The sequence below is a fragment of the Exiguobacterium sp. s26 genome, assembly GCF_018618235.1.
GTDB lineage: Bacteria > Bacillota > Bacilli > Exiguobacteriales > Exiguobacteriaceae > Exiguobacterium > Exiguobacterium chiriqhucha.
Window position 1 is genome coordinate 444,521 of record NZ_JACSLS010000001.1, and the last position, 22,454, is coordinate 466,974.

Below are 22,454 nucleotides of genomic sequence, written 5' to 3' on the forward strand. Positions count from 1 at the left end.
GACGGCTAGCCTTTTGTCGTTTAGAAGAATGAGCGTTGGACTTTGTGCCAGAACGAGTTGTTTTTCAGTTTGACCGTCTTGATGACCTGGTCAGACAGTTCGATATCGATGCGGTCTGTATACTTCAAGCTGAGCGCCTCGTTGTCCATGCCGATAATCGGATAGTCGTTCCCGTCCTCAACGATGCGGAGCGAGAGTTTGCGTGAGTCGTGCACGATGAACGACGAGCCGAGCGTGCGGTAACGATTATTGTTCACCGAGGCGATCTCGCTCACTTGCATACAAGGGATGAGCGGGTCGACGATGGCGCCGTCGAGTGATTTGTTGTACGCTGTCGAGCCGGTCGGTGTCGAGACGACCATGCCGTCACCGCGGAACGTCTCGAAATGGAGATCATCGATGTACACTTCGATGGCGAGCGATTTGATGATACTCGATTTGATTGAGGCTTCGTTCAAACAAAGCATCGGAGTCGATTCATTGATGGATGCCGACAAGAGCGGGTATTTCCGCACTTCGAGACCGGCTTCGATACGGGCGCTGTTGTCCGAGAACAAGCGATCGACTTCGTCGAGTTTATGTATATCGAAGTCGCAATAAAACTCGTTCAAGCCGCGGCCAAACCCGACGTAGATAGCATCTTGACGGAATCCTGTATAGCGGACGGCCTGCAAGAACGCGCCATCTCCCCCGATGGCGACGATGATGTTGGCGTCTTCAGGACGATTGACGACGTTGAAGCCGTATTTCTCACCGATTTCGATTAATTTCTTTACTTCTTTTGTAAAGTCGTTGACGTTACGATGGTACAAAAAAACGTTGTTTCTCATCCTAGTCATCCCCTTTGTCAATTGAGTCTCTTTCATTATACAGCGTTTTAGACGCTCGATATAGGGAAAATCACAATCAGGCCGTCTGAGGCAGGATGCTTGTCATCGAGACGGCGCCATCGCTATGATGAAGAAGTATAAATCATGCAAAAGGGGATGAAACGATGCCAACATTTAAAGGCAATACCGTTACACTGCAAGGGAACCCGGTCAAAGTCGGAGATACTGCACCGGACTTTACAGCGCTCACGACGGCACTTGAAGAGGTGACGCTCGCGTCATACCCAGGCAAGAAATTGATTAGTGTCGTTCCATCGATCGACACAGGTGTCTGTGACACGCAAACACGCGCATTCAACGAGAAGGCGTCATCGCTCGGCGGTACCGTCTTGACGGTGTCAAACGACTTACCGTTCGCACAGCGTCGCTGGTGTGCGGCGTCAGGACTTGATAATGTCGTCATGTTATCGGATCACCGCGACCAATCGTTCGCGAAATCGTACGGCGTATTGATGGAAGAACTCCGTCTTCTCGCACGTTCGGTATTCGTCATCGACTCGGCCGGTACGGTCCAGTACGTCCAGTACATGGATGAGATGACTGAGGAAGTTGATTTCGATGCGGCGCTCGAGGCGTTTGACGCTGCGAACTGATTCGCTTGGCGAATCGACCACGAATCGCTTACACTAATAGAAGTGAACCGACCGGCTCTCCACAAGAGGGCCGGTTTTGTATGGAAAGGATGATCGAAGATGGAACGATTTGAACAACTGTATCGGGATTGGAAGAAAGAAGCGAAGAAGCTGACGACAGACCTTGACTTATTGCCGCTCGAGGCATTGATTGAAGTGTTTGAGCGAGTCAATGTCGAACAGGAGAAAACGGATGATGTCCGCAAAGCCGTCAGTCTGCTCGTCCTCGAGGAGACGACGACACTCCCGCCGAACCATCAACCGACGCCGGACGCCGTCAGCCTGTTCATCGGGTACTTGGCGACGAAACTCGTCAAGGACGGGGCGAACGTGCTCGAGCTCGGTAGCGGGACGGGGACACTCGTCCACGCCGTGTTGACACAATTGAAAGATGCCACCGCACAGGCGGTCGAAGTCGATGAGACGATGCTGCGTCTGTCTTACGCAATCAGCAACCTGCTCGGGAAGCCGGTATCGTACTTCCATCAAGACGCACTCGCACCGCTGTTCGTCGAGCCGAGCGACTTGGCACTCGTCGATTTGCCGATCGGCTATTATCCGAACGATGACATGGCGTCTGGCTACGCCTTGAAACGGGATGAAGGCCATTCTTACTCGCACTTCTTGTTGATCGAGCAGGCGATGCGTCACTTGAAACCAGGCGGTCACGGGATTTTTGTCATCCCGAACAATTTGTTTGAACAGGATGACGAAGGGAAATTAAAACAGTGGATGGACCGTGAGGCTGTCGTCAAAGGTGTTCTTCAATTACCGACGACGATGTTCAAAGACGAGCGATATGCGAAAAGCCTATTGATGTTACAAAAGCTTGGGGAAGGCGTCAAACGCCCGAAACAAGCACTCCTCGTCGAGTTGCCATCGTTCACGGATGTGCGTGCTGTTGCCAATATTGTGAAACAGATTGACGATTGGTTTAAAACAACATAATTTTTATTGGGCAAAAGACTTGAAAAACATATGCCATATCAAGTATCTTCATTATGATACAGTTATCGGTTTTTAAGAGAACAGATAAAGACTCGTGTTTAAATCGAAAGGTAAGAGGTGTATGACATGACAAAAATTATGGCAGTCAACGCAGGTAGTTCGTCATTAAAGTTCCAACTTCTCGAAATGCCATCTGAGAAGATGCTCGCCGTCGGGCTCGTCGAGCGTGTCGGAAAAGAAGATGCGATCTTCACGATTAAATATGGCGAAGGACAAAAGTTCCATATCGTCACACCGCTTCATTCACATAAAGAAGCGGTCGAGCTCTCGCTCGAAAAATTGATTGACCTTGATATCATTCAGTCGTTCGACGAAATCGCAGGCGTCGGTCACCGTGTCCTTCACGGAAAAGAGTTGTACGCGGATTCGGTCGTTATCGACGATGAAGTCATGAAGAACATCGAATCGTTCGTCGAACTCGGACCGCTCCACATCCCGCCAAACTTGACGGGGATTCGTGCGTTCCAAACGATTTTACCGAACGTACCGCAAGTCGCGGTCTTCGACACGGCGTTCCACCAGTCGATGCCGGAAGAGAACTTCTTGTACAGCCTTCCGTACGAGTACTACACGGAGCACGGCGTCCGGAAGTACGGTTTCCACGGAACGAGCCACAAGTACGTCACGCAACGTGCGGCAGAGCTTCTCGGTCGTCCGCTTGAAGACCTTCGTTTAATCTCATGCCACCTCGGTAGCGGTGCATCAATCGCAGCGGTTGCCGGCGGTCGTTCGATTGACACGACGATGGGCTTCACGCCACTCGAAGGAATCACGATGGGAACGCGCTCGGGATCACTTGACCCGGCCCTCATCCCGTTCTTGATGCAGAAGACTGGCAAGTCGGCTGAAGACGTATTGAACGTCATGAACAAAGAGTCAGGTGTCTACGGTCTCTCGGGTATCTCGAGTGACTTGCGTGACATCGAGCAAGCAGCGGCTGAAGGCAACCACCGTGCCGAAGTCTCGCTCAAAATCTTTTCGAACCGCATCCACGGCTATATCGGTCAATATGCGGCAGAGATGAACGGTGTCGATGCAATCATCTTCACAGCTGGTGTCGGAGAAAACTCTGACGTCATCCGTGAGCGCATCCTTCGTGGCCTTGAGTTCATGGGCGTCTACTGGGATCCATCACTCAACAACGGAGCACGCGGCAAAGAGTTGTTCATCAACTACCCGCACTCACCGGTCAAAGTCATCATCATCCCGACGAACGAAGAATTGGTCATCGCACGCGATACTGTTCGCATCGCCAACCTCGTCGAATCACACGTTTAAGCTGTTACAACGTCCGTTCCGTATTCATACGGGACGGGCTTTTTTTAGTGCTTTTGGCATACGGCATGAGATGGTTTTGTGACGATGGGCCGAATCGAAAGTGCTCGTTTGTAACATTTGACGTAAGAAAACATGGTTTCCGTAACAAAGCAGATATATTAATCCCTTTAATTGGGAATTAATATGACGAAACCTAAAGATTTTTATCAAAGCCGTCATCTTCCCTTAAAAGATGGCGGTTTTGTAATGTAATCGTAACTTAGCTGACACTCAAATGAATTTTAGTTGTAAACGCACGGTCATACGATTCGTCATATAGTTATCTGGACGAAACATTCCGTAATCGATACGACATGTTTCAACTGGAACAGCACAACAGATTCGACAACACGAACTTACAACGAACAAACCGACTAGGAGAGGACAAACCACATGCTCAAAAAAATTGGAACGGTCTTACTACTGACGGTCATGACACTCGCTATGCTCTTACCCCAACAACAAGTTGAGGCGTCTTCAAAAGTTTACGTACAAAGCCAAGTCAACGGATTGAACGTCCGCTCGGCAGGGACGCTCAGCGGTAAAGTGATTGGGAAAATCAATAAAGGACAACAACTTCAACGCACTGGCTCAAAAGGAGCTTGGATTCGCGTCAACTACAAAGGCAAGTCAGGTTGGATCGCTACAAAGTACTTACGCACCGTGAAGAAAACGGTCGCGAAGGCTAATGTGAAAACATATACGATGAACGCATCGGCTTACACACCGTACTGCAAAGGATGTTCAGGCGTTACGGCATTAGGCTGGAACGTACGGGCACAAAAACGTAACGTCGTCGCTGTCGACCCGCGCGTCATTCCGCTCGGTAAGAAAGTACAAGTGTACGTCGGCGGGAAGTTGATGGGCACATACACAGCGGCTGACACAGGCGGCGCCATCAAAGGTAACAAAATCGACATCTTAATGTACTCACAAAGTGCGGCCCTCAACTTCGGTCGTAAGACGGTTACTGTCAAAGTGTTATAATACGTGAACGAGGGGCCATCGCATTTGCGGTGGCCCTTTTTTAACTAAATTAGGCGAGAATTCTCCCTCCTCTAAGCGTCTCGGGGCACGGCCCAGCGTAGGTAGGAGATGAATCGCCCGTCCCCGACGCCCTTGGCCACCGCTGTGACAGGACGACGAACAAAAGTTCGTGATTCCGTCAGATTTCCTCGCCCCCTCCGCGGGTATCGGAATGGGACAAGCATCATCCTGGTACCGGGCAAAGGAGGGACGGACATGCTGAAGGGCTACCGATATCGGCTCCACCCGACGGCGACGCAGGCCGAGTTCCTGATCAAGACGATCGGCTGCGCCCGCTTCATCTACAACAAGCTGCTCGAGGACCGCATCACCATCCACGAGGAGGCGAAGGCGGCCGGCGGACCGAGGCGGAAACCGCCGACACCGGCCTCTTACAAGCCGCTGTTCCCGTTCCTGTGCGAGGCGGACAGCCTCGCGCTCGCTAACGCGAAGCTGCACCTCGACGCGGCGTTCGCGAAGTTCTTCGCCGGGACGGCCGGCTTCCCGGTGTTCAAGTCGAGACGGAAATCGCGCGCGTCCTACACGACGAACAACCAGCACGGCACGATCCGCATCGAGACGGGAAAAGTCCGTCTGCCGAAGGTCGGGTTCATCCGGTTCACACAGCATCGCGGCTTCGACGGGGAGATCCGCTCGGCGACCGTGTCGATGACGAGGACGGGCACGTTCTTCGTGTCGCTCCTCGTCGAGCAGGATGACGAGCCGTGGGGCCCGGCCGAGCACAACATAGGGATCGACCTCGGGCTGGAACACTTCGCCACCATGACGAACGACGATTTCGTCACGGAGAAGATCGCGAACCCGCGCAACCTGCGACAGGCCGAAGATCGGCTCAAACAAGCGCAGCGCGCCCTCGCCCGCAAGAAGCCCGGCAGCCGGAACCGCGAGAAGGCCCGGCTCCTTTTGGCTAAAAAGCATGAAAAGGTACGGAATCGCCGGCACGACTTCCTCCACAAGCTGTCGCGACGCATCGTCGACGAGAACCAAGTCGTCGTGGTCGAGACGCTGAAGCCGAGGGAGATGATGCAAAACCGCCGCCTGGCGAAATCAATCGGGGACGCCGGGTGGGGCGAGTTCGTCCGACAACTCGAATATAAATGTAAATTCTACGGCCGGACGCTGATCAAGGCCGACCCGTGGTTCGCCTCGACCCAAGTCTGTTCGAGCTGTGGCGAGAACGGCGGCAAGAAAGACTTACAAATTCGGGAGTGGACGTGTGCCGCGTGCGGCGCGCACCACGACCGCGACGTCAACGCGAGCCTCAACCTGTTGCGCCTCGCCAACTGAAACACCTCAGGGCAGGGACTGCCCGACGAGCTTGGCCCATAATCGTGGCTGGTCAAAGCACGGTCTTCCCAAGAAGCTCCCACTTCAATTCGCGAAGCAAATAAGTGGTGAGTAGTTCACACGGTTATACGGATATGACTTCACTCACTTATTAAGAGAGCGGGTGTTTCAGCCGATGGGACTCTCGCGGACGGAATGGGCGACCGATGCGCGGCACCGAGTTTCGTCAAAGTCATTGACGATCCTGACGAGGAAGCGTCGTATAAGTTGTATCCTTTTGATGATGGAATGGGGTCGAACCTACATACGACTGCGCGAGAATTCGCGGAATGGGGCAATCTTCATCTGAATAACGGACGTCATCGTGGAGTTCAGATTGTGCCGAAAGAAATGATTCGTCTCGCGACATCGATTCAAAGTCCCGCATATCCCAACTCAACGTTCCCGACAAACGGGCTGTTTTGGTATGTCCAAGGCGAGCCGAAAGCGTGGAGCGAACTAGGGGAGGCTGTACCAGCTGGGTCGTATCAAATTCTTGGGAACACCGGGCCATTGCTATTGGTTATTCCTGCTTATCGAACCGTCGTCGTCAGGATGTATAACAAACTCTATAATTATGGTGGCGATCGATACCTCGATTACCTTCGCGAGTTCAGTAATTTGGCGGCTGAGACGGTTCGACCGATTGATAACCTGATGCCATAAGCGACTACACACGAAAGGGCCAACGCATGCGCGTTGGCCCTTGAAACGTTATTGGCGGACGATCAGCACGTCACACTTCGAGTAGCGGACGATGCTTTCAGAGACGCTACCGATGAAGAAGCGTTCGACGGCGTTCAACCCGGTCGCTCCACAGATGATGAGATCAATGTCGTGATTCGGTGCGATTTTTTTAGCGATTGTCACTTTCGGAGAGCCGTACTCGATGACCGTCTCTACTTCTTTGACACCTCGTTCTTTCGCGCGATTGACGTAGTCCTCGAGCAGTTCTTTCGCATACGTCTCGGCACGCTCGGTAATCGTCCGGTCGTACGCTTCAACCGTGGCGAATGTCCGTGTATCGATGACGTGTCCGATATACAGTTTGCCATCGTTTCGAAGTGCGACGTCGATTGCTGTTTCAAATGCACGTTCGGCCTCTTTCGAGCCGTCGACGGCAGATAGAATATGTTTGTAGACAATTGCCATGTAAATCCCAACCTTTCGCTTGAAATGTACGTGCGGCTTACATGTATAGTATACCACTTCTGCTTCAATTCACGCCCGGTTCTTTCAGAAATGTGTGAAATTTTCACAACTTTCTGATGGAACAGGTTGAAGTTTGGAAATGGGCAAGCGGAACGGGTAAGATGATACAGAGGAGGGATGACGATGAAACATGTAGTCATCACGGCCGGTGCGAAAGGGATCGGCCGCATTGTGACGGAACGATTATTGGAGGAAGGTTGGCACGTCAGTGTATTGCAGCGGAAGCCGATCGATTGGCAACATGAACGGTTACATATGGTCGAGGCCCCGTTGACGGACCGCGAAGCTGTCCTGAGTGGCTATGAAGAGGCGGTGGCCAAATTCGGAGAGCCGGACGCGCTCATCTTGAACGCCGGGCCTTACATCTTCGAACGGAAGTGTCTCGTCGATTTGACGGACGAGGAGTGGGACGAGGTCATCAGCGGCAATTTGTCAGCCTCGTTTTGGCTGATGCGCCGGGCTATCCCGAGTATGCGGGCAAAACGATTCGGCCGCATCATCACATATGGCTTCCCGGAGAGTGGGACGGCACCAGGCTGGGTTCATCGGTCGGCTTTCGCGGCCGCCAAAACCGGGCTCGTCAGTTTGACGAAATCGGTCGCACTCGAGGAAGCGGCACACGGCATCACAGCCAATATGATTAACCCGGGCAATATCGTCGGCGCGCAAAAAGAAATGCGAATCGAAGCGGCCGAACCGGACGACCAGACCCCGGTCGGACGACACGGGACGGGCGAAGACATCGCCCGCATGATTCTATTCCTGCTCGCCCGTGATTCCGATATGGTCACAGGTGCCATCATCGATGTGACCGGAGGTGTCAACGTCGTCCATCAATACCGAAAATAAGGAGGAAACCGCATGAAATTGGCCATGTTGACCGATATCCATGGAAACGTCCAAGCGCTCGACGCGGTGCTGGCCGAGCTCGATCGCCAGCAGGTCGACGAGATTTGGAGTTTGGGCGATATGATCGCGATGGGGCCCGACTCGAACGAAGTGATGGCACGTCTGCTCGACCGTGGTGTACACATGATCACCGGCAACCATGATGAGGCTGTCTTGTCGCTCATGGCCGGGACGGGTCACCCTGACAGTTATGCCCATACCCGTCCGCATCACGAGTGGGTGGCGCGCACGCTTAGGCCTGACTATGCGGACGCGCTCTTCAAGTTGCCGCGTACGATTGAACGCGTTGTCGAGGGTACGCGGGTATATGGGATTCATTATCATATCCCGAGCGAGAAGCGGGACGTGCCGATCACCGAGGAGCCGTTCCATGACATCGTCGAGGCGACACTTTCGAACATGCAGTCGTTGTATGGGTCTTATGAAGCGGACGTCATCTGTTTCGGGCATCATCATCCGGAGCATGTGTTCCATGACGACACGAAACATTATTTCAATCCCGGTGCGCTCGGTGTCGCCCGTGACGATTTGGCCCGTTACGGCATCCTCGAGTGGGATGAGACAGGCTTCGCCATCCATCCGCAGTCGGTCCGTTATGACAAGCAGGCATTTCTGGAAGCGATGGAACGGAATGATGTGCCGCAACGTGACGTCATGTTCCGACTCTTTTATTGACCGTGAAAAAGACCAGCCGCGTACGGCTGGTCTTTGTTGTGACTCAATTGATTTCTTGGAGCGTCTTCGGATAACTCGTCAACAAGATCGGACCACTCTCGGTCATGACGATATCGTCTTCGATGCGGACGCCGCCGACGCCAGGGAGATAAATTCCTGGTTCGACGGTGAACGTCATCCCGACTTGGGCCGTCATATCATTGTTGGCCGCCATCGACGGGAATTCGTGCACCTCGATGCCGATTCCGTGTCCGACGCGATGCGTGAAGTATTCGCCGTAGCCGGCCGACGTGATGACTTGGCGAGCCGCGATGTCGATGGATCCGAGCGTCGTCCCGACGTTCGCCATCTCGATGGCGGCTTCTTCGGCCTTAAGGACGGTCTCGTAAATCTCACGTTGCTTCGTGCTCGCTTCGCCGTAGACGACGGTGCGCGTGATATCCGAGGCGTAGCCTTGCCAAATGACACCGAGGTCGAACAAGGCGAAGTCGCCTTTCTTCAAGCGATTGTTACCAGGTACGCCGTGCGGATCGGCACTGTTCTCGCCGAACAAGACGAGCGTGTCGAACGACATCTCGCGGACACCTTGTTTCTTCATCGCATATTCGATCTCGGCGATGACCTCGAGCTCGGTCACGCCTTCACGCAAGGTGCGAATCCCTGCCTCAATCGCCATATCAGCGAGTTCGGCGGCGCGTTTCATCAGGCGGACCTCGTCCGGAGACTTAATCATGCGAAGCGCCTGAAGCTCTTCGGTCAAGTCGATGATTGAGAGACCGGCAAAGCCGGCGCGGAGCTGTTCGACGCGGTTGTAGGTCAAATGCTCGCCTTCAATCCCGATGCGCTCGGGGATAATCTGTTGGTCGAGGAACAGTTTGACGACTTTGTCCCATGGATTTTCGTGGTCCATGTACGTGACGATATCGCCATTCCAGTCGCTCGCCTCGACGATGCCTTTTTCAAGTGCCGGACAGACGAGAGCGGTCGTGCCGTTCTTCAAGACGAGGATGGCGATGAGCCGCTCATGTGCCTCGGCATATACTCCCGAAAAATAAAAGACCGATGCTTTCGACGTGACAAAAGCAGCGTCTAACCCTTTAGTGGCCAAAGATTGTGCAATATGGTTGGTTCGTTGATTCAACTCGTTTCCCTTCCTTCTCGTTCATTGGCGTTCTGTTTCATTATACCGTTTTCCAAAACGGAAAGGAAATGTCACATTTTCAGTAGTACAGTTTGAAGAAGGAAGACTGATACAGTATACTGAGGATGACAGAAAATGTATTGAGGAAAGGGACTCGTGACATGACAACAAAACATGAACAGATCATAGCACATATCGAGTCGCTCGATGTCGGATCTAAAATTTCGGTCCGCCAAATCGCGAAGGAATTGGCAGTATCAGAAGGAACGGCGTATCGGGCCATCAAGGAAGCGGAGAATTTAGGCTTCGTCTCGACGATTGAACGGGTCGGCACCATTCGCATCAAGCGTAAACATAAAGAGAATATTGAGAAGCTGACGTTCGCAGAAGTCGTCAATATCGTCGACGGGCAAGTGCTCGGTGGCCGAGACGGGCTCCATAAAACGCTCTCGAAGTTCGTCATCGGGGCGATGAAGCTTGAGGCGATGATGCGATATATCGACGTCGACTCACTCGTCATCATCGGAAACCGGGAAAAGGCGCATGAACTTGTGCTCCAGTCCGGTGGCGCCGTGTTGATCACGGGGGGATTCGACACGACCGATGAAGTGAAACGGATGGCCGATAAGTATCACATGCCGGTCATCTCGACGTCGTATGACAGTTTCACCGTCGCGACGATGATCAACCGGGCCATCTATGACCGCTTGATTAAAAAAGAGATTCTACTCGTCTCGGATATCGTCATCCCGCTGCACGACACGTTCTATTTGAAAGTGGACGATACGGTCAAACGGTGGCACGAACTGAACGAACGGACGAAACATAACCGTTATCCCGTCATCGACGAGCAGATGAAAGTCGTTGGCGTCATCACGGCGAAAGACTTGCTCGACCGGCCGCATGATACCGAGATCGAGAAAGTGATGACGAAGAGCCCGATCACGGTTGGCGTTCAGACGAGCGTCACCAATGCGGCTCACCAAATGGTTTGGGAAGGCATCGAGATGTTGCCGGTCGTTGATAACTATGGCCGTCTGCTCGGTATCATCAGCCGCCAAGACGTGTTGAAGGCGCTCCAACTCGCCAACCGCCAACCGCAAGTCGGCGAGACGTTCGACAATATGATCACGAACCAGTTGAAAGAAGACCCGGCTTCGAACGGGACGGCGTTCACCGTCGAGGTCGCGCCACAGATGACGAGCCACATGGGGACGGCATCGTCAGGGGTGTTGACGACGTTGCTCGTCGAAGGAGCGACCCGCAGTCTGCGCCATATGAAAAAAGGCGACCTCGTCGTCGAAAATATTACGGTCTACTTTATGAAACCGATTCAAATCGAGAGTCAAATTCGCGTCTCGGCCAACGTGTTCGACCTTGGCCGGAAGTTCGGGAAAGTCGATGTCGAGATGACACAAGGCACCCAACTCGTCGCCAAGGCGCTTGTCACGGCGCAATTGATTGACCGCTAACAAAAAAACGAGCTGATGCCATCATCAGCTCGTTTCTATTTCTCTTATGATTGGTTGATTGGCTCTTCGCTAGCGAGCGGATAGATTTTACGATAGCGAATGAACCCGACGATGGCGTTGCCGACACCCAAGACGAGCATGGCGATGCTGACGATCCAACCGATCGTCGAGCCGAGTCCGAGTCCGCCAACCATTTGGTTGACGGCGAAGAGTGCGAGAAACATGCTCAGCCAGATGAGCGCTTGCGTGTTGAACAGTGCTTTCCGGTACGGTGTCTTCGTCAAATAAGCGCGTCGTTTGGAAACGAAGTAGGCGCCTAGCGAAAACAGAATGAGTCCGATCATAACTAATTGACCCAAGTGAAGAAACCCCTTTCAGACGTGTAATCTGTTATCATCATACCATAGAATAGTGTTCAAGAAAGCGAGGAATGGCAATGGCACATTGGCCAGAGGCAGCAACGATATTGAAATTGATTGAAGCGGCGGACACGATTATGATTCACCGACACGTCCGTCCCGACCCTGACGCACTCGGGAGTCAGCTCGGATTAAAGCGGATTCTTGAAGTCGCCTATCCGGAAAAGCAGGTCTATGTCGTCGGCGGTATCGTCCGTGATTTAGAGTTTTTAGGTAAGATGGAGCATGTCGAACCGGAGATGTATCAAGAGGCGCTCGTCATCGTGCTCGATACGGCTAACCATGAACGAATCGATGGGCCGCACGCCTTGACCGGCAAAACGGTCGTCAAGATTGATCACCACCCTGACGAAGATGCGTATGCGACCCATCAAATCGTCGACACGACGGTCAGTTCCACCTCAGAGATGATTGCTGAACTTGCAGGGATTTGGGGGCTTGAACTTGACGAGGCATCCGCATTCTTGTTGTTCGCCGGAATCGTCGGCGACACGGGACGGTTCCAGTTCCGCAACGCGACGCCACGTACGTTCGAAGTCGCGGCCGAACTGATTAACCATGGTATCGATACGAACCGGTTGTATCGTCAAATGTATAAGACGAATTTGGCGACGTTGCAACTCCAAGGCTATGTCTTACAAAACGTCAATGTGACCGACGCGGGTGTCGGCTACGTCAAAATCGATGCAGACGTCTTGCGCACGTTCCATGCGACACCGGAAGCGGCGTCGCTGCTCGTCAACAGCTTCTCTGGCCTTGAAGGGCTGAAGTGTTGGGTCATGTTCGTCGAGAACAAGGACGAGATTCGTGTCCGGATCCGTTCGAAAGGGCCGGTCATCAATGAAGTGGCGAAACGCTATCGCGGCGGTGGTCATCCGATGGCCGCCGGTGCCACGATCTATAAATGGGAAGAGATGGACGAGGTGATCATGGCGCTCGATGAAGTCGCGGCCCCGTTCACGTTCGAAACTGAAGAGAGCTGACCCGTTGGTCAGCTCTCTTCAGCGTTTATCCTCTTCTTGTGGAATGAACCACGTACCACGGTCGGTCACATCCTCGACGACATCGAGTTGATACTCGGTGATATAACGACGGAGTCGTTCGATAATCTCCGGACTATCGGCGAAGACGGTCTGGCCGTTCTGTAAATTCTCTAGCTTGTCACGTGCGATTTTACCCCGATTAATAATCATACGGTTTATACCCCCTTTTAGGAGAAGTTTTGTCTATAATTATTGTATCAGACAAGTGCCAAAATGAGTTTGACAATTGTGAAAAAAGAAAGGGGGACTCTTGTGATCCACTTGAATGTAAGATCGGCTTATAGCTTGATGCAAAGTACGATTCGGCTCGAACAGTATGTCGCCCAGATGGCCGAACGGGGGAGTCGAGCAGTCGCTTTGGCCGACGATGCGTTATACGGCTTGCCGCAATTCGTCCGGTTATGTGAACGCTATGCGGTTAAACCCGTTATTGGATTACGGACGACGCTGCGAATGGATGGATTCGACGTCTCCGTTCTCGTCTATGCGTTGACCGATGAACAAGTGCCCGAACTGTATCGCATCGTCCAGGCCGATGGCTTGACCGAAGCGACCGAACTGGCGGTGCTCATCTTACCGGAGAACTGGAAAGCGAACGACCCGGTTCACCGTCGCCGTCTCTATAACCATTTGCTCGGTTATGTGAATGAAGACAGACTGTGGCTCGGGTTGCCGGCGCCGCAGTCGACGGAACAGACGCTGATGCTCCGGCAATTACGCGAGATGCGTGACGAACTGGGGACACGACTCGTACCGGCCCCGGACACGTGTTACATGAGACCGGAGGATTTCGAGGCGTATCGCGCCATCGTCGCCATCGGTGAAGGCGAGCTCATCTCACAAGAAGATGTGCATCGGAAAGGAAAGTACGTAAGACTGCCGAGCGAAATGAACGATTGGTTCGACCCGATCGAGCTTGAGGCGTTGGACGAGTTCGAATCCCTCATCTCGGTCACACGCTTGCCGGAGGCGACCTCGTCGATTCCAGAGATTGAACATGCGATCGACCGACTGAAGCGTCTCGTCGCCGAACGATTAAAGGCGCTCGACTTGTTCCAAGAGGAATATATCGAACGAGCCCGCTATGAACTCGACGTCATTGCGCGGACCGGTTTCGCCTCGTATTTCCTCATCGTCGAGGACATCGTCCGCTACGCTAGGGAGCAAGGCATTGAAGTCGGTCCGGGGCGTGGGTCCGCGGCCGGATCACTCGTCAGTTTCGCGCTTCACATCACCGAGGTCGACCCGGTCCGGTTCGAGCTGTTATTCGAACGCTTTTTGAACCCGGAACGAATCACGATGCCGGATATCGATTTAGACTTCGAAGACGAGCGGCGCGACGAGGTCGTCCGCTATGTCCTCGATAAATACGGGGCCAACCACGCCGCCCAAATCGGGACGCTCGCGACGTTCGGCGCGAAAGCGGCGCTACGTGATGTCGCGCGGGCGCTCGGGCTGACGCTTGAAGAAGGACAGGCGGCCAGCAAACAAGTGAAAGACGACGGGTTGGCCGGGATTTTGGCCAATCCGACGAAGATGAAATGGTTCGCCGGCAGTCAGAAGCGGTCGCAACTGTTACACATCGCCGCCCAGCTCGAAGGATTGCCCCGTCAAGCCTCGGTCCACGCGGCCGGACTCGTACTCAGTCGTGACGCGCTTGATGACGTCACCCCGTTACAGCCGACAGCAGGGGAGCAAGTGACCCAATATAATATGAAGGATCTCGAAGCGCTCGGCCTGTTGAAAATCGATTTGCTCGGCCTGCGCAACTTGACGAGACTCCGTCAGATGGAGACGCTCATTCGCGAGACGGATGAACTGTTCTCGCTGAAGACGATTCCATTGAATGACGCCAAGACGTTGCGGGTGCTCGCTCGCGGTGACACGGACGGGATTTTTCAGTTCGAATCGGAAGGGATGAAACAAGCGCTCCGGCAAGTGAAGCCGACCACGTTCGAGGATATCGTCGTCACGATGTCGCTCTATCGTCCAGGTCCGATGCAGTTTATCGATACGTATGCGAAGCGAAAGCATGGCATGCCGCATCAGCCGGTCCACCCGGTCGTCGGTGAGATTATGCGTACGACGAACGGCGTGCTCGTCTATCAGGAGCAAGTCATGCGCCTCCTGCGAGAACTTGCCGGCTACTCGTATGCCGAGGCCGATTTGATTCGCCGTGCCATCGCCAAGAAAGATGTAGCGGCCATCGACGTTGAGAAGAGTCGATTCTTGGAACGTTCGTCGGAGCGGTTCGACAGCGACTCGATGCGACAAGTATTCTCGTGGATTGAGAAGTTCGCGGGCTACGGTTTCAACCGTTCGCACGCGGTGGCCTACAGTTTAATCAGTTATCGCTTGGCTTTCGTGAAGGCGCACTTCGAGCGGATTTTTTATCTCGTTACGTACGACAAGACGAACCAACTCGTTCGCATGCTGCGAAAAGGGAAAATTCCCGTCTATCCGCCGGACGTCCTTCATGGCCAAGCCGGGGCCTTTTTAGAAGGGCCAGGGGTCCGTCTCGGGTTGAAGGCGGTCCAAGGCTTGACGAAACGCGACGTCGAACGGTTGATTGAACACCATTCCGAATTCACCGACGTAAAACGTCTGCTCGAACTGATGGAGTGGGGCTCGAAAGACCAGCCGAAGTTGCGGCGCCTGCTCGGAGCCGGTGCCCTCGACCGGATGTATCACGGCGATCGCCACCGTGCGTTCGAGGCCGTTGAACGGCTTCGCGAGGAGACAGAGACGCATCTGCTCCCAGATGAGCTGTCCGCACTCGGTTTGAAGCGCTCGGCACCAATCGAGCCGAATTGGTCCGAAGAAGAACGGGAAGCACTCGGGACGTGGATCGTCCACTCGCCGTTGACGACGGTCGCCCCGCTCTCGATTGAGACGGTGACGATCGATGAAGTGTTGAACGGCGAACGGGGATTCATCGTCGTCTATGTCGATGCGATTCGTACGTTCAAGACGAAAAAGAATGAAGAGATGGGTGTTGTCATGGTCGATGACGGCGTCTCGCAAGACGAGGTCGTGATTTTTCCACGCGTGTTCACCCAATTCTCTCGTTCACTTTACGTCGGGAACGTCCTCTTGCTCGAGGTGCATCCGAATGAACGGGACGGGCGTCGCCAACTCGTCGTCGAACGCGTCCGGCCTCTCCACGGCCAAGCGTTGTTTGTCCGATTGCGTCTGGAGTCGTTCGCCGACCTTGAAGAACTATTGCGAACAGCGCCAGGGGATGTCCCCGTCATTTGCCGATTCTCTGATTCGAAAGAAGTGAAACAACTCGCCTCGACATATGCCGTCAATCCGACAGAAGCATTGTTGCAAGGATTGAGGCAACGGTTCGGCGATACGGATGTCGTGTTGAAACGGGTCGACTCGAAATTGCCCGGCACGGGAACTAGTACCAAGTCATAAAAAGTGGTATAATCTGTTTAATTGGTCTGACCACTTTAGAGATAATGCCATCCAAAAGGGAGTTGAACGGTCAGATGCATGGAAAACACGCATCCTCATTTCACGAAAACATTTCTAAAATCAGAACGTTAATCGTCCAGGCCGCACTCGAGCCGGGCGACCGTCTCCCGTCAGAACGGGAACTCGCTGAAACGCTGTCCATCAGCCGTGCGTCAGTCCGTGAAGCATTACGGGCTCTCAGCTTCCTTGGGATTGTTGAGACGAAACACGGCGGCGGCACGTTTTTGTGTGAACAGGATCGGCACCGTTACATTGAAATCTTGTCAGAGTTCATCGTCACGAAACAGACGAAGGCGTCGGACATCGTCGATATGTTGCGTTTGCTTGAGCGCTTGGCGTTGACGGAGGTCGAACCGACCCCGGAACGCATCGCGTTGCTCGAGTCGAGCGTTGAGACGGACCGCGCCTTCAGGCAAAACCTTATCTTCGGATTAAAGAATGAACTGTTCATTCGAATCTGGAGCGAAGTGAACCGGTTTTATGACGGCACGGACGCAGGCGACCTATATACGGAAGACGAACGTAGACGATTGTTTGAGATGTGGCGTGGGGCGGGGATGCCGGAATGAACGAGGGGGAAGCGATGACTGCTTTTTTCAAGAAACCTAAACGATATATGCCATTGCGTCAACGAGAACCAAAGATTGATGCACCACAAGGCTTGATGACGAAATGTCCATCTTGTAAATATATGCATTACACGAAACAGTTAAACGAGAATCATAAAGTGTGTGATTGCGGCTACCATTTCCCGCTCAGTGCAGATGAGCGGATTCACATGTTGGTCGATGGTCAATCTTTTGAAAAATTTGCGGGACCGCTCGTCAAAGAGAACCCGCTTGATTTTCCAGATTATGAAGATAAATTGAAAAAAGACAGGGAACGAACTGGGATTGAGGAAGCAATCGTTTGCGGTCGTGCCACAATCGATGGGCTCCCGGTCGTCGTCTGCGTCATGGATGCCCGTTTCCGTATGGGGTCGATGGGCGCCTACGTCGGAGAAGCAATCGCCTCGGCGGTCCGGACCGCGACGAAAGACGGATTGCCGGTCGTCTTGTTCACGGCCTCGGGCGGTGCCCGCATGCAAGAAGGCATGGTCAGCTTGATGCAGATGGCCAATACGTCAATCGCCTTGAAAGAACATGACGAGGCGGGTCTTCTGTATGTCGCCTACTTGACGCATCCGACAACAGGTGGCGTGTCGGCGAGTTTCGCGATGCTTGGTGATGTGAACGTCGCCGAACCTGGAGCGTTGATCGGCTTTGCCGGTCGTCGCATCATCGAACAGACGATTCGTGAAAAATTGCCAGACAACTTCCAAACTGCCGAGTTTCTATTAGAAGCGGGTCAATTGGACGCCGTCGTTCATCGTGAACAGATGCGTTCGTTCTTGAAGAAGATGATCGTGTTACACGGCGGGGAGGTCCATCATGTTTGATCCAATCAAAGAAGTAAATGAACAGCTCGGGAAGTTGCGTGAGACGGCGGAGACGAAAGGAATCGATTTATCCCGTGAAATCCGTCACCTTGAAGCGAAGCTTCATCGATTAGAAAAAGACATTTATGGGAATATGAAACCGTGGGATCGCGTGCAGCTGGCGCGAAATCCGAAACGCCCGACGACGCTCGATTATATCGATCGCCTGTTCCCGGATTTCATCGAGTTGCACGGTGACCGTCACGGCTATGATGACGCTGCGATTGTAGCGGGATTGGCCACACTCGACGGCGTCCCGGTGACGATTATCGGTCATCAACGTGGGCGGAACACGAAAGAGAACATGAAACGCAACTTCGGGATGCCACATCCAGAAGGCTATCGCAAAGCGCTTCGTTTCATGAAGCAAGCAGAGAAGTTCAATCGTCCGGTCATCACGTTCATCGATACAAAAGGCGCCTACCCTGGGAAAGCGGCCGAAGAGCGTGGACAAAGCGAAGCGATTGCCCGCAACTTGTTTGAAATGGCGACGTTGAAAGTTCCGATTATCTCGATTGTCATCGGGGAAGGCGGATCGGGCGGTGCGCTCGGGATTGGTGTTTGCGACCGGTTGCTCATGCTTGAAAACAGCACGTACTCGGTCATTTCACCAGAAGGCGCGGCTGCCCTGCTTTGGAAAGACGCGAAGCTTGCGGAACGCGCTGCGGAAACGATGAAGATTACGGCACAAGATTTGTTGAATTTAGGGATTGTCGATGAAGTCGTCACCGAGGTGTTTGGTGGTGCCCATATCGATGTGTCATTACAGTCATCACTCTTAAAGCCTGTATTAGCACAACACATGACTGAGTTGCGAGGACGGACTCAAAACGAGTTGTTGCAAGGGCGCGCTGCCAAATATCATGAAATTGGCACAATTGGCTCGTGAAAACGTTAACAATCGCTTTGCGTTCACGTTAAATCACTCACGAGTTGACTGCTTTTGAGCATACCCCATGCTTTTTTTTCACATACTTGTGTTGTAAAACAAAGGTCAGACATGGTATTTTATTTTCAGATTTCGTTAAAACACATAAGAGGTGAGTGACGTGAATTTAAAACGTATTGCGGTATTGACAAGTGGGGGAGACGCCCCCGGAATGAACGCTGCAGTCCGTGCCGTGACCCGAAAAGCGATTTTCGAAGGTCTAGAAGTGTACGGTGTGTATAACGGCTATCAAGGTCTAATCGAAGGAGATCTCGTTGAATTGAACCTCGGTTCTGTCGGTGACATCATCCAGCGTGGAGGAACATTCTTACGTTCTGCCCGTTGCCCTGAGTTTAGAACGGAAGAGGGCCGTGCCAAAGCGGTCGAGCAGTTGAAGAAATTCAATATCGACGCGCTTGTAGTCATCGGGGGCGACGGTTCTTACCGTGGCGCCCAGAAGTTGACGGAACTTGGATTCCCGACAATCGGGCTTCCAGGAACGATTGACAACGATATCCCAGGAACGGATGCAACAATCGGGTTCGATACGGCGCTCAATACGGCGCTTGACGCGATTGATAAAATCCGTGACACGGCGTCGTCGCATGAGCGGACGTACGTCATCGAAGTAATGGGTCGTGATGCAGGTGACATCGCACTTTATGCCGGTCTTGCCGGTGGTGCCGAGTCAATCCTCGTCCCAGAACGTCCAGAAGATTTGAGTGCCATCGTCGACCGCATCAACCATGGTGTGGCGCGCGGTAAGAAACATTCGATCGTCGTTGTCGCCGAAGGCGCAGGCAGTGCCGAAGAAATCGGAAAAATGATCGCTGAGAAGACAAACTCAGAGACGCGTGTAACGATTCTTGGACATATCCAACGCGGCGGTTCCCCGACTGCTGCTGACCGTGTGCTTGCGAGCCGCATGGGTGCGTATGCCGTTGAGATTTTACTCGAAGGCAAAGCCGGACGTGTTGTCGGTATCCGCGGCGGTAAGATGATGGATCTTGATATCGATGAAGCGCTCGACCATAACAAACATTCGATTGATATGCAGTTGATTGATCTTTCGAACCAACTTTCGATTTAACGAGTAGCAGTGAACTCCACAGAGACGGGATCAGGTCGGTTGACCCCCCGTTTTCTGTGTGTAAATGTAATACATCCCCTAGGAGGTTTTTATTTATGCGTAGAACGAAAATTGTATGTACGATTGGACCAGCTTCAGAGAAACGTCTTCCAGAAATGATTGAAGCCGGAATGAACGTCGCTCGTCTCAACTTCTCACACGGTGACTATGAAGAGCACGGCGCACGTATCCGTGACATTCGCGAAGCATCAAAAGCTGCGGGTAAAGTCGTGACGGTACTTCTTGACACGAAAGGTCCTGAAATTCGTACACATACGTTTGAAGAAGGAAAAGCACTCCTCGAAAAAGGCAAAGAAGTCATCATCGTCTCGACAGAAGAAATCGTCGGAACGAAAGATCGTTTCTCAGTCACGTACGAAGGCTTGTACGAAGACGTTGAAGTCGGTTCACGCATCATGCTCGACGACGGACTCATTGGTCTCCTTGTCGTTGAGAAACTCCCGAACCGTGACCTTCGCTGCGTCATCGAAAACGAAGGCGTCATCAAGACGAAGAAAGGTGTCAACTTGCCTAACGTCAAAGTGAACCTTCCTGCCCTTACAGACAAAGACATCGCCGACATCGAGTTCGGTATTTCTCAAGACATCGATGTCATCGCGGCATCGTTCGTACGCCGTGCGTCTGACGTCGTTGAGATTCGTCAACTTCTCGAGCGCAACAACGCGTCACACATCAAAATCTATCCAAAAATCGAAAACCAAGAAGGTGTCGACAACATCGACGAAATCTTGGCGATTTCTGACGGTTTGATGGTCGCTCGTGGTGACCTCGGAATCGAGATCCCAACAGAAGAAGTCACACCAGTTCAAAAAGAATTGATCAAGAAGTGTAACGACCTCGGGAAACCGGTCATCACGGCTACACAAATGCTTGATTCAATGCAACGCAACCCGCGTCCAACACGTGCGGAAGCATCTGACGTTGCCAACGCCATCCTCGATGGTACGGACGCAGTCATGCTTTCAGGTGAGACGGCAGCAGGGGACTACCCAATCGAGTCAGTTCAAATGCAAGCAGCAATCGCTGTTCGTACTGAGCAAATGCTCGACTACAAAAACTTGCTCAAAGATCGTCAGAAGCGCAGTGAGCACACGGTAACGGATGCGATCTCACAAGCGGTTGCCCACACGGCAATCAACTTGAACGCGAAAGCGATCTTGACACCGACACAATCAGGTTACACGGCTGCTCGTACAGCGAAGTATCGTCCAGAGGCGAACATCATCGCGGTCACAGAGTCAGAGCGTGTGGCACGTCAATTGAACCTCGTTTGGGGCGTGTACCCAATCGTGGCTGACACGATGCCGAACAACACGGATGAGATGTTGGTACAAGCTTCAGAAGCAGCTCGTCACGCTGGATTCGTTACAGACGGTGACCTCGTCGTCATCTCGGCTGGTATCCCGGCTGCGACTGCTGGTACGACAAACATGATGAAAGTTCATATCGTCGGTCACGCCCTCGCAAACGGACGTGGGATTGGTGAGCGTGGTCTCGTCGGTGAAGTCGTCGTTGCGAACAATGCAGACGAAGCGAATGCGAAAGCGAAAGAGGGCATGATCCTCGTCGCACCATTCACAGATAAAGAAATGATGCCAGCGATTGAAAAAGCGGCTGGAATCATCACAGAAGACGGTGGATTGACGAGCCATGCCGGTATCGTTGGACCATCACTCCGCAAGCCGGTTATCGTCGGTGTCGAATCAGCGACATCAACGTTCCGCGACGGACAGATGATTTCAATCGACCCACTTACTGGTAAAATCTACAACGCGTAATCGAATGCCAATCGAACCGACCTTTTCATGAGGTCGGTTCTTTTTCCATTCAGAAAGAGAGTGTGTGATGAGTGCCTATTTATTCTTGCTGTTGCTCGTATTGATTGGGGTTATTTCCCATAACCAGTCGGTCATCATCGCCAGCAGCGTCCTCTTGATTATTAAAGCGGTCGGATTCGGCGACCAATTGTTCCCGACGCTCGCCTCAAAAGGCATCCATTGGGGGGTAACGATTATTACAATTGCCGTCCTCGTGCCGATTGCGACCGGCGACATCGGATTCCGGGAATTGTGGAATAGTATTAAAGGTCCAGTCGGCATCATCGCGTTCGCCTCTGGAATCTTCGTCGCGCTTGCCGCCGGCCAAGGGGTCCAACTGATGCGGGTCGACCCCGTCGTCACGACGGCATTGCTCGCTGGGACCATCCTGGCCGTCGGTTTCATGAAAGGCGTGCCGGTCGGACCGCTCGTCGGAGCCGGCATCGCCGCCTTGATTTTAGGTGGATTTAGCCTGTTACAAAAATGGTTCTGACATTTTTTGACGGCT

At 52.9% G+C, this 22,454-nt stretch carries 22 protein-coding genes; 17 read left to right on the forward strand and 5 right to left on the reverse strand.

Annotation, left to right across the window (positions count from 1 at the left end; translation table 11 throughout):
- Positions 1-20: 20 nt before the first annotated feature.
- On the reverse strand, positions 21-839 hold the full coding sequence (locus tag KNP82_RS02200) for an NAD kinase (protein ID WP_031199840.1): 819 nt from the start codon (positions 837-839) through the stop codon (positions 21-23).
- 155 nt (positions 840-994) lie between these two features.
- Here KNP82_RS02200 and tpx point away from each other — a divergent pair, with 155 nt between their 5' ends.
- The 6 genes from tpx (at position 995) to KNP82_RS02230 (ending at position 6,886) form a co-directional block, all read left to right on the forward strand.
- Positions 995-1,483: a thiol peroxidase gene (tpx, locus tag KNP82_RS02205; RefSeq protein ID WP_021065603.1), complete on the forward strand. Its 489-nt coding sequence runs from the start codon at positions 995-997 to the stop codon at positions 1,481-1,483.
- A 99-nt stretch (positions 1,484-1,582) separates the two neighbouring features.
- Positions 1,583-2,470: a class I SAM-dependent methyltransferase gene (locus tag KNP82_RS02210; protein WP_058764001.1), complete on the forward strand. Its 888-nt coding sequence runs from the start codon at positions 1,583-1,585 to the stop codon at positions 2,468-2,470.
- A 126-nt stretch (positions 2,471-2,596) separates the two neighbouring features.
- Complete coding sequence (locus KNP82_RS02215; RefSeq protein WP_021065605.1) at positions 2,597-3,808, forward strand: acetate kinase; 1,212 nt, start codon at positions 2,597-2,599, stop codon at positions 3,806-3,808.
- A gap of 432 nt (positions 3,809-4,240) precedes the next feature.
- Complete coding sequence (locus KNP82_RS02220) at positions 4,241-4,834, forward strand: 3D domain-containing protein (protein WP_214826896.1); 594 nt, start codon at positions 4,241-4,243, stop codon at positions 4,832-4,834.
- A gap of 255 nt (positions 4,835-5,089) precedes the next feature.
- Positions 5,090-6,181 (forward strand): RNA-guided endonuclease TnpB family protein, encoded by a 1,092-nt coding sequence (locus KNP82_RS02225; RefSeq protein WP_029595174.1) that lies wholly within the window; start codon positions 5,090-5,092, stop codon positions 6,179-6,181.
- A gap of 288 nt (positions 6,182-6,469) precedes the next feature.
- The gene (locus KNP82_RS02230; RefSeq protein WP_483299303.1) at positions 6,470-6,886 is read left to right on the forward strand and encodes a serine hydrolase; all 417 of its coding nucleotides are present in this window, start codon (positions 6,470-6,472) and stop codon (positions 6,884-6,886) included.
- Between the two features lie 48 nt (positions 6,887-6,934).
- On the opposite strand, the gene KNP82_RS02235 is transcribed toward KNP82_RS02230, so the two are convergent.
- Positions 6,935-7,372 (reverse strand): universal stress protein, encoded by a 438-nt coding sequence (locus KNP82_RS02235; RefSeq protein WP_021065608.1) that lies wholly within the window; start codon positions 7,370-7,372, stop codon positions 6,935-6,937.
- A gap of 183 nt (positions 7,373-7,555) precedes the next feature.
- Here KNP82_RS02235 and KNP82_RS02240 point away from each other — a divergent pair, with 183 nt between their 5' ends.
- Both KNP82_RS02240 and KNP82_RS02245 read left to right on the forward strand, forming a co-directional pair.
- On the forward strand, positions 7,556-8,281 hold the full coding sequence (locus KNP82_RS02240) for an SDR family oxidoreductase (protein ID WP_021065609.1): 726 nt from the start codon (positions 7,556-7,558) through the stop codon (positions 8,279-8,281).
- Positions 8,282-8,293: 12 nt separating this feature from the next.
- Positions 8,294-9,016, forward strand: a complete 723-nt coding sequence (locus tag KNP82_RS02245) for a metallophosphoesterase family protein (RefSeq protein ID WP_029595175.1) — start codon at positions 8,294-8,296, stop codon at positions 9,014-9,016.
- Between the two features lie 43 nt (positions 9,017-9,059).
- On the opposite strand, the gene KNP82_RS02250 is transcribed toward KNP82_RS02245, so the two are convergent.
- On the reverse strand, positions 9,060-10,157 hold the full coding sequence (locus KNP82_RS02250) for a M24 family metallopeptidase (protein WP_029595176.1): 1,098 nt from the start codon (positions 10,155-10,157) through the stop codon (positions 9,060-9,062).
- A 161-nt stretch (positions 10,158-10,318) separates the two neighbouring features.
- Between KNP82_RS02250 and KNP82_RS02255 the strand changes: the two genes are divergently transcribed.
- On the forward strand, positions 10,319-11,629 hold the full coding sequence (locus tag KNP82_RS02255; protein ID WP_021065612.1) for a DRTGG domain-containing protein: 1,311 nt from the start codon (positions 10,319-10,321) through the stop codon (positions 11,627-11,629).
- 44 nt (positions 11,630-11,673) lie between these two features.
- Here KNP82_RS02255 and KNP82_RS02260 read toward each other — a convergent pair whose 3' ends face one another.
- On the reverse strand, positions 11,674-11,988 hold the full coding sequence (locus KNP82_RS02260) for a YtpI family protein (RefSeq protein WP_235045157.1): 315 nt from the start codon (positions 11,986-11,988) through the stop codon (positions 11,674-11,676).
- 77 nt (positions 11,989-12,065) lie between these two features.
- Between KNP82_RS02260 and KNP82_RS02265 the strand changes: the two genes are divergently transcribed.
- Entirely contained in the window at positions 12,066-13,031 is a 966-nt protein-coding gene (locus KNP82_RS02265) for a DHH family phosphoesterase (protein ID WP_058764551.1), read from the forward strand.
- Between the two features lie 18 nt (positions 13,032-13,049).
- On the opposite strand, the gene KNP82_RS02270 is transcribed toward KNP82_RS02265, so the two are convergent.
- Positions 13,050-13,241, reverse strand: coding sequence for a YtzJ family protein (locus tag KNP82_RS02270; protein ID WP_021065615.1), 192 nt, complete (start codon positions 13,239-13,241; stop codon positions 13,050-13,052).
- 102 nt (positions 13,242-13,343) lie between these two features.
- Between KNP82_RS02270 and dnaE the strand changes: the two genes are divergently transcribed.
- From dnaE to KNP82_RS02305, 7 genes are all read left to right on the forward strand, one after another.
- Positions 13,344-16,514: a DNA polymerase III subunit alpha gene (gene dnaE, locus KNP82_RS02275; RefSeq protein WP_236355695.1), complete on the forward strand. Its 3,171-nt coding sequence runs from the start codon at positions 13,344-13,346 to the stop codon at positions 16,512-16,514.
- Positions 16,515-16,588: 74 nt separating this feature from the next.
- Positions 16,589-17,143 (forward strand): FadR/GntR family transcriptional regulator, encoded by a 555-nt coding sequence (locus KNP82_RS02280; RefSeq protein WP_214798511.1) that lies wholly within the window; start codon positions 16,589-16,591, stop codon positions 17,141-17,143.
- A gap of 14 nt (positions 17,144-17,157) precedes the next feature.
- Complete coding sequence (gene accD, locus KNP82_RS02285; protein ID WP_029595180.1) at positions 17,158-18,012, forward strand: acetyl-CoA carboxylase, carboxyltransferase subunit beta; 855 nt, start codon at positions 17,158-17,160, stop codon at positions 18,010-18,012.
- The gene (locus KNP82_RS02290; RefSeq protein ID WP_021065619.1) at positions 18,005-18,940 is read left to right on the forward strand and encodes an acetyl-CoA carboxylase carboxyltransferase subunit alpha; all 936 of its coding nucleotides are present in this window, start codon (positions 18,005-18,007) and stop codon (positions 18,938-18,940) included. Before accD ends, KNP82_RS02290 begins: the two co-directional genes overlap by 8 nt.
- 160 nt (positions 18,941-19,100) lie before the next feature.
- Positions 19,101-20,069: a 6-phosphofructokinase gene (pfkA, locus tag KNP82_RS02295; protein ID WP_029595181.1), complete on the forward strand. Its 969-nt coding sequence runs from the start codon at positions 19,101-19,103 to the stop codon at positions 20,067-20,069.
- A gap of 95 nt (positions 20,070-20,164) precedes the next feature.
- Positions 20,165-21,907, forward strand: a complete 1,743-nt coding sequence (pyk, locus tag KNP82_RS02300; protein ID WP_021065621.1) for a pyruvate kinase — start codon at positions 20,165-20,167, stop codon at positions 21,905-21,907.
- A 67-nt stretch (positions 21,908-21,974) separates the two neighbouring features.
- Positions 21,975-22,439: a DUF441 domain-containing protein gene (locus KNP82_RS02305; protein WP_021065622.1), complete on the forward strand. Its 465-nt coding sequence runs from the start codon at positions 21,975-21,977 to the stop codon at positions 22,437-22,439.
- Positions 22,440-22,454: the final 15 nt, after the last annotated feature.

Excerpts from the sequence above, each read along its gene's own strand:
- KNP82_RS02210 (WP_058764001.1), top strand. The coding sequence starts at position 1,583 with ATGGAACGATTTGAACAACTGTATCGGGATTGGAAGAAAGAAGCGAAG.
- tpx (WP_021065603.1), top strand. The coding sequence starts at position 995 with ATGCCAACATTTAAAGGCAATACCGTTACACTGCAAGGGAACCCGGTC.
- KNP82_RS02270 (WP_021065615.1), bottom strand. The coding sequence starts at position 13,241 with ATGATTATTAATCGGGGTAAAATCGCACGTGACAAGCTAGAGAATTTA.
- accD (WP_029595180.1), top strand. The coding sequence starts at position 17,158 with ATGACTGCTTTTTTCAAGAAACCTAAACGATATATGCCATTGCGTCAA.
- KNP82_RS02265 (WP_058764551.1), top strand. The coding sequence starts at position 12,066 with ATGGCACATTGGCCAGAGGCAGCAACGATATTGAAATTGATTGAAGCG.
- KNP82_RS02245 (WP_029595175.1), top strand. The coding sequence starts at position 8,294 with ATGAAATTGGCCATGTTGACCGATATCCATGGAAACGTCCAAGCGCTC.
- KNP82_RS02230 (WP_483299303.1), top strand. The coding sequence starts at position 6,470 with ATGGGGTCGAACCTACATACGACTGCGCGAGAATTCGCGGAATGGGGC.
- KNP82_RS02290 (WP_021065619.1), top strand. The coding sequence starts at position 18,005 with ATGTTTGATCCAATCAAAGAAGTAAATGAACAGCTCGGGAAGTTGCGT.
- KNP82_RS02200 (WP_031199840.1), bottom strand. The coding sequence starts at position 839 with ATGACTAGGATGAGAAACAACGTTTTTTTGTACCATCGTAACGTCAAC.
- KNP82_RS02225 (WP_029595174.1), top strand. The coding sequence starts at position 5,090 with ATGCTGAAGGGCTACCGATATCGGCTCCACCCGACGGCGACGCAGGCC.
- KNP82_RS02240 (WP_021065609.1), top strand. The coding sequence starts at position 7,556 with ATGAAACATGTAGTCATCACGGCCGGTGCGAAAGGGATCGGCCGCATT.
- KNP82_RS02215 (WP_021065605.1), top strand. The coding sequence starts at position 2,597 with ATGACAAAAATTATGGCAGTCAACGCAGGTAGTTCGTCATTAAAGTTC.
- KNP82_RS02280 (WP_214798511.1), top strand. The coding sequence starts at position 16,589 with ATGCATGGAAAACACGCATCCTCATTTCACGAAAACATTTCTAAAATC.
- KNP82_RS02220 (WP_214826896.1), top strand. The coding sequence starts at position 4,241 with ATGCTCAAAAAAATTGGAACGGTCTTACTACTGACGGTCATGACACTC.
- KNP82_RS02255 (WP_021065612.1), top strand. The coding sequence starts at position 10,319 with ATGACAACAAAACATGAACAGATCATAGCACATATCGAGTCGCTCGAT.
- KNP82_RS02235 (WP_021065608.1), bottom strand. The coding sequence starts at position 7,372 with ATGGCAATTGTCTACAAACATATTCTATCTGCCGTCGACGGCTCGAAA.
- pyk (WP_021065621.1), top strand. The coding sequence starts at position 20,165 with ATGCGTAGAACGAAAATTGTATGTACGATTGGACCAGCTTCAGAGAAA.
- KNP82_RS02305 (WP_021065622.1), top strand. The coding sequence starts at position 21,975 with ATGAGTGCCTATTTATTCTTGCTGTTGCTCGTATTGATTGGGGTTATT.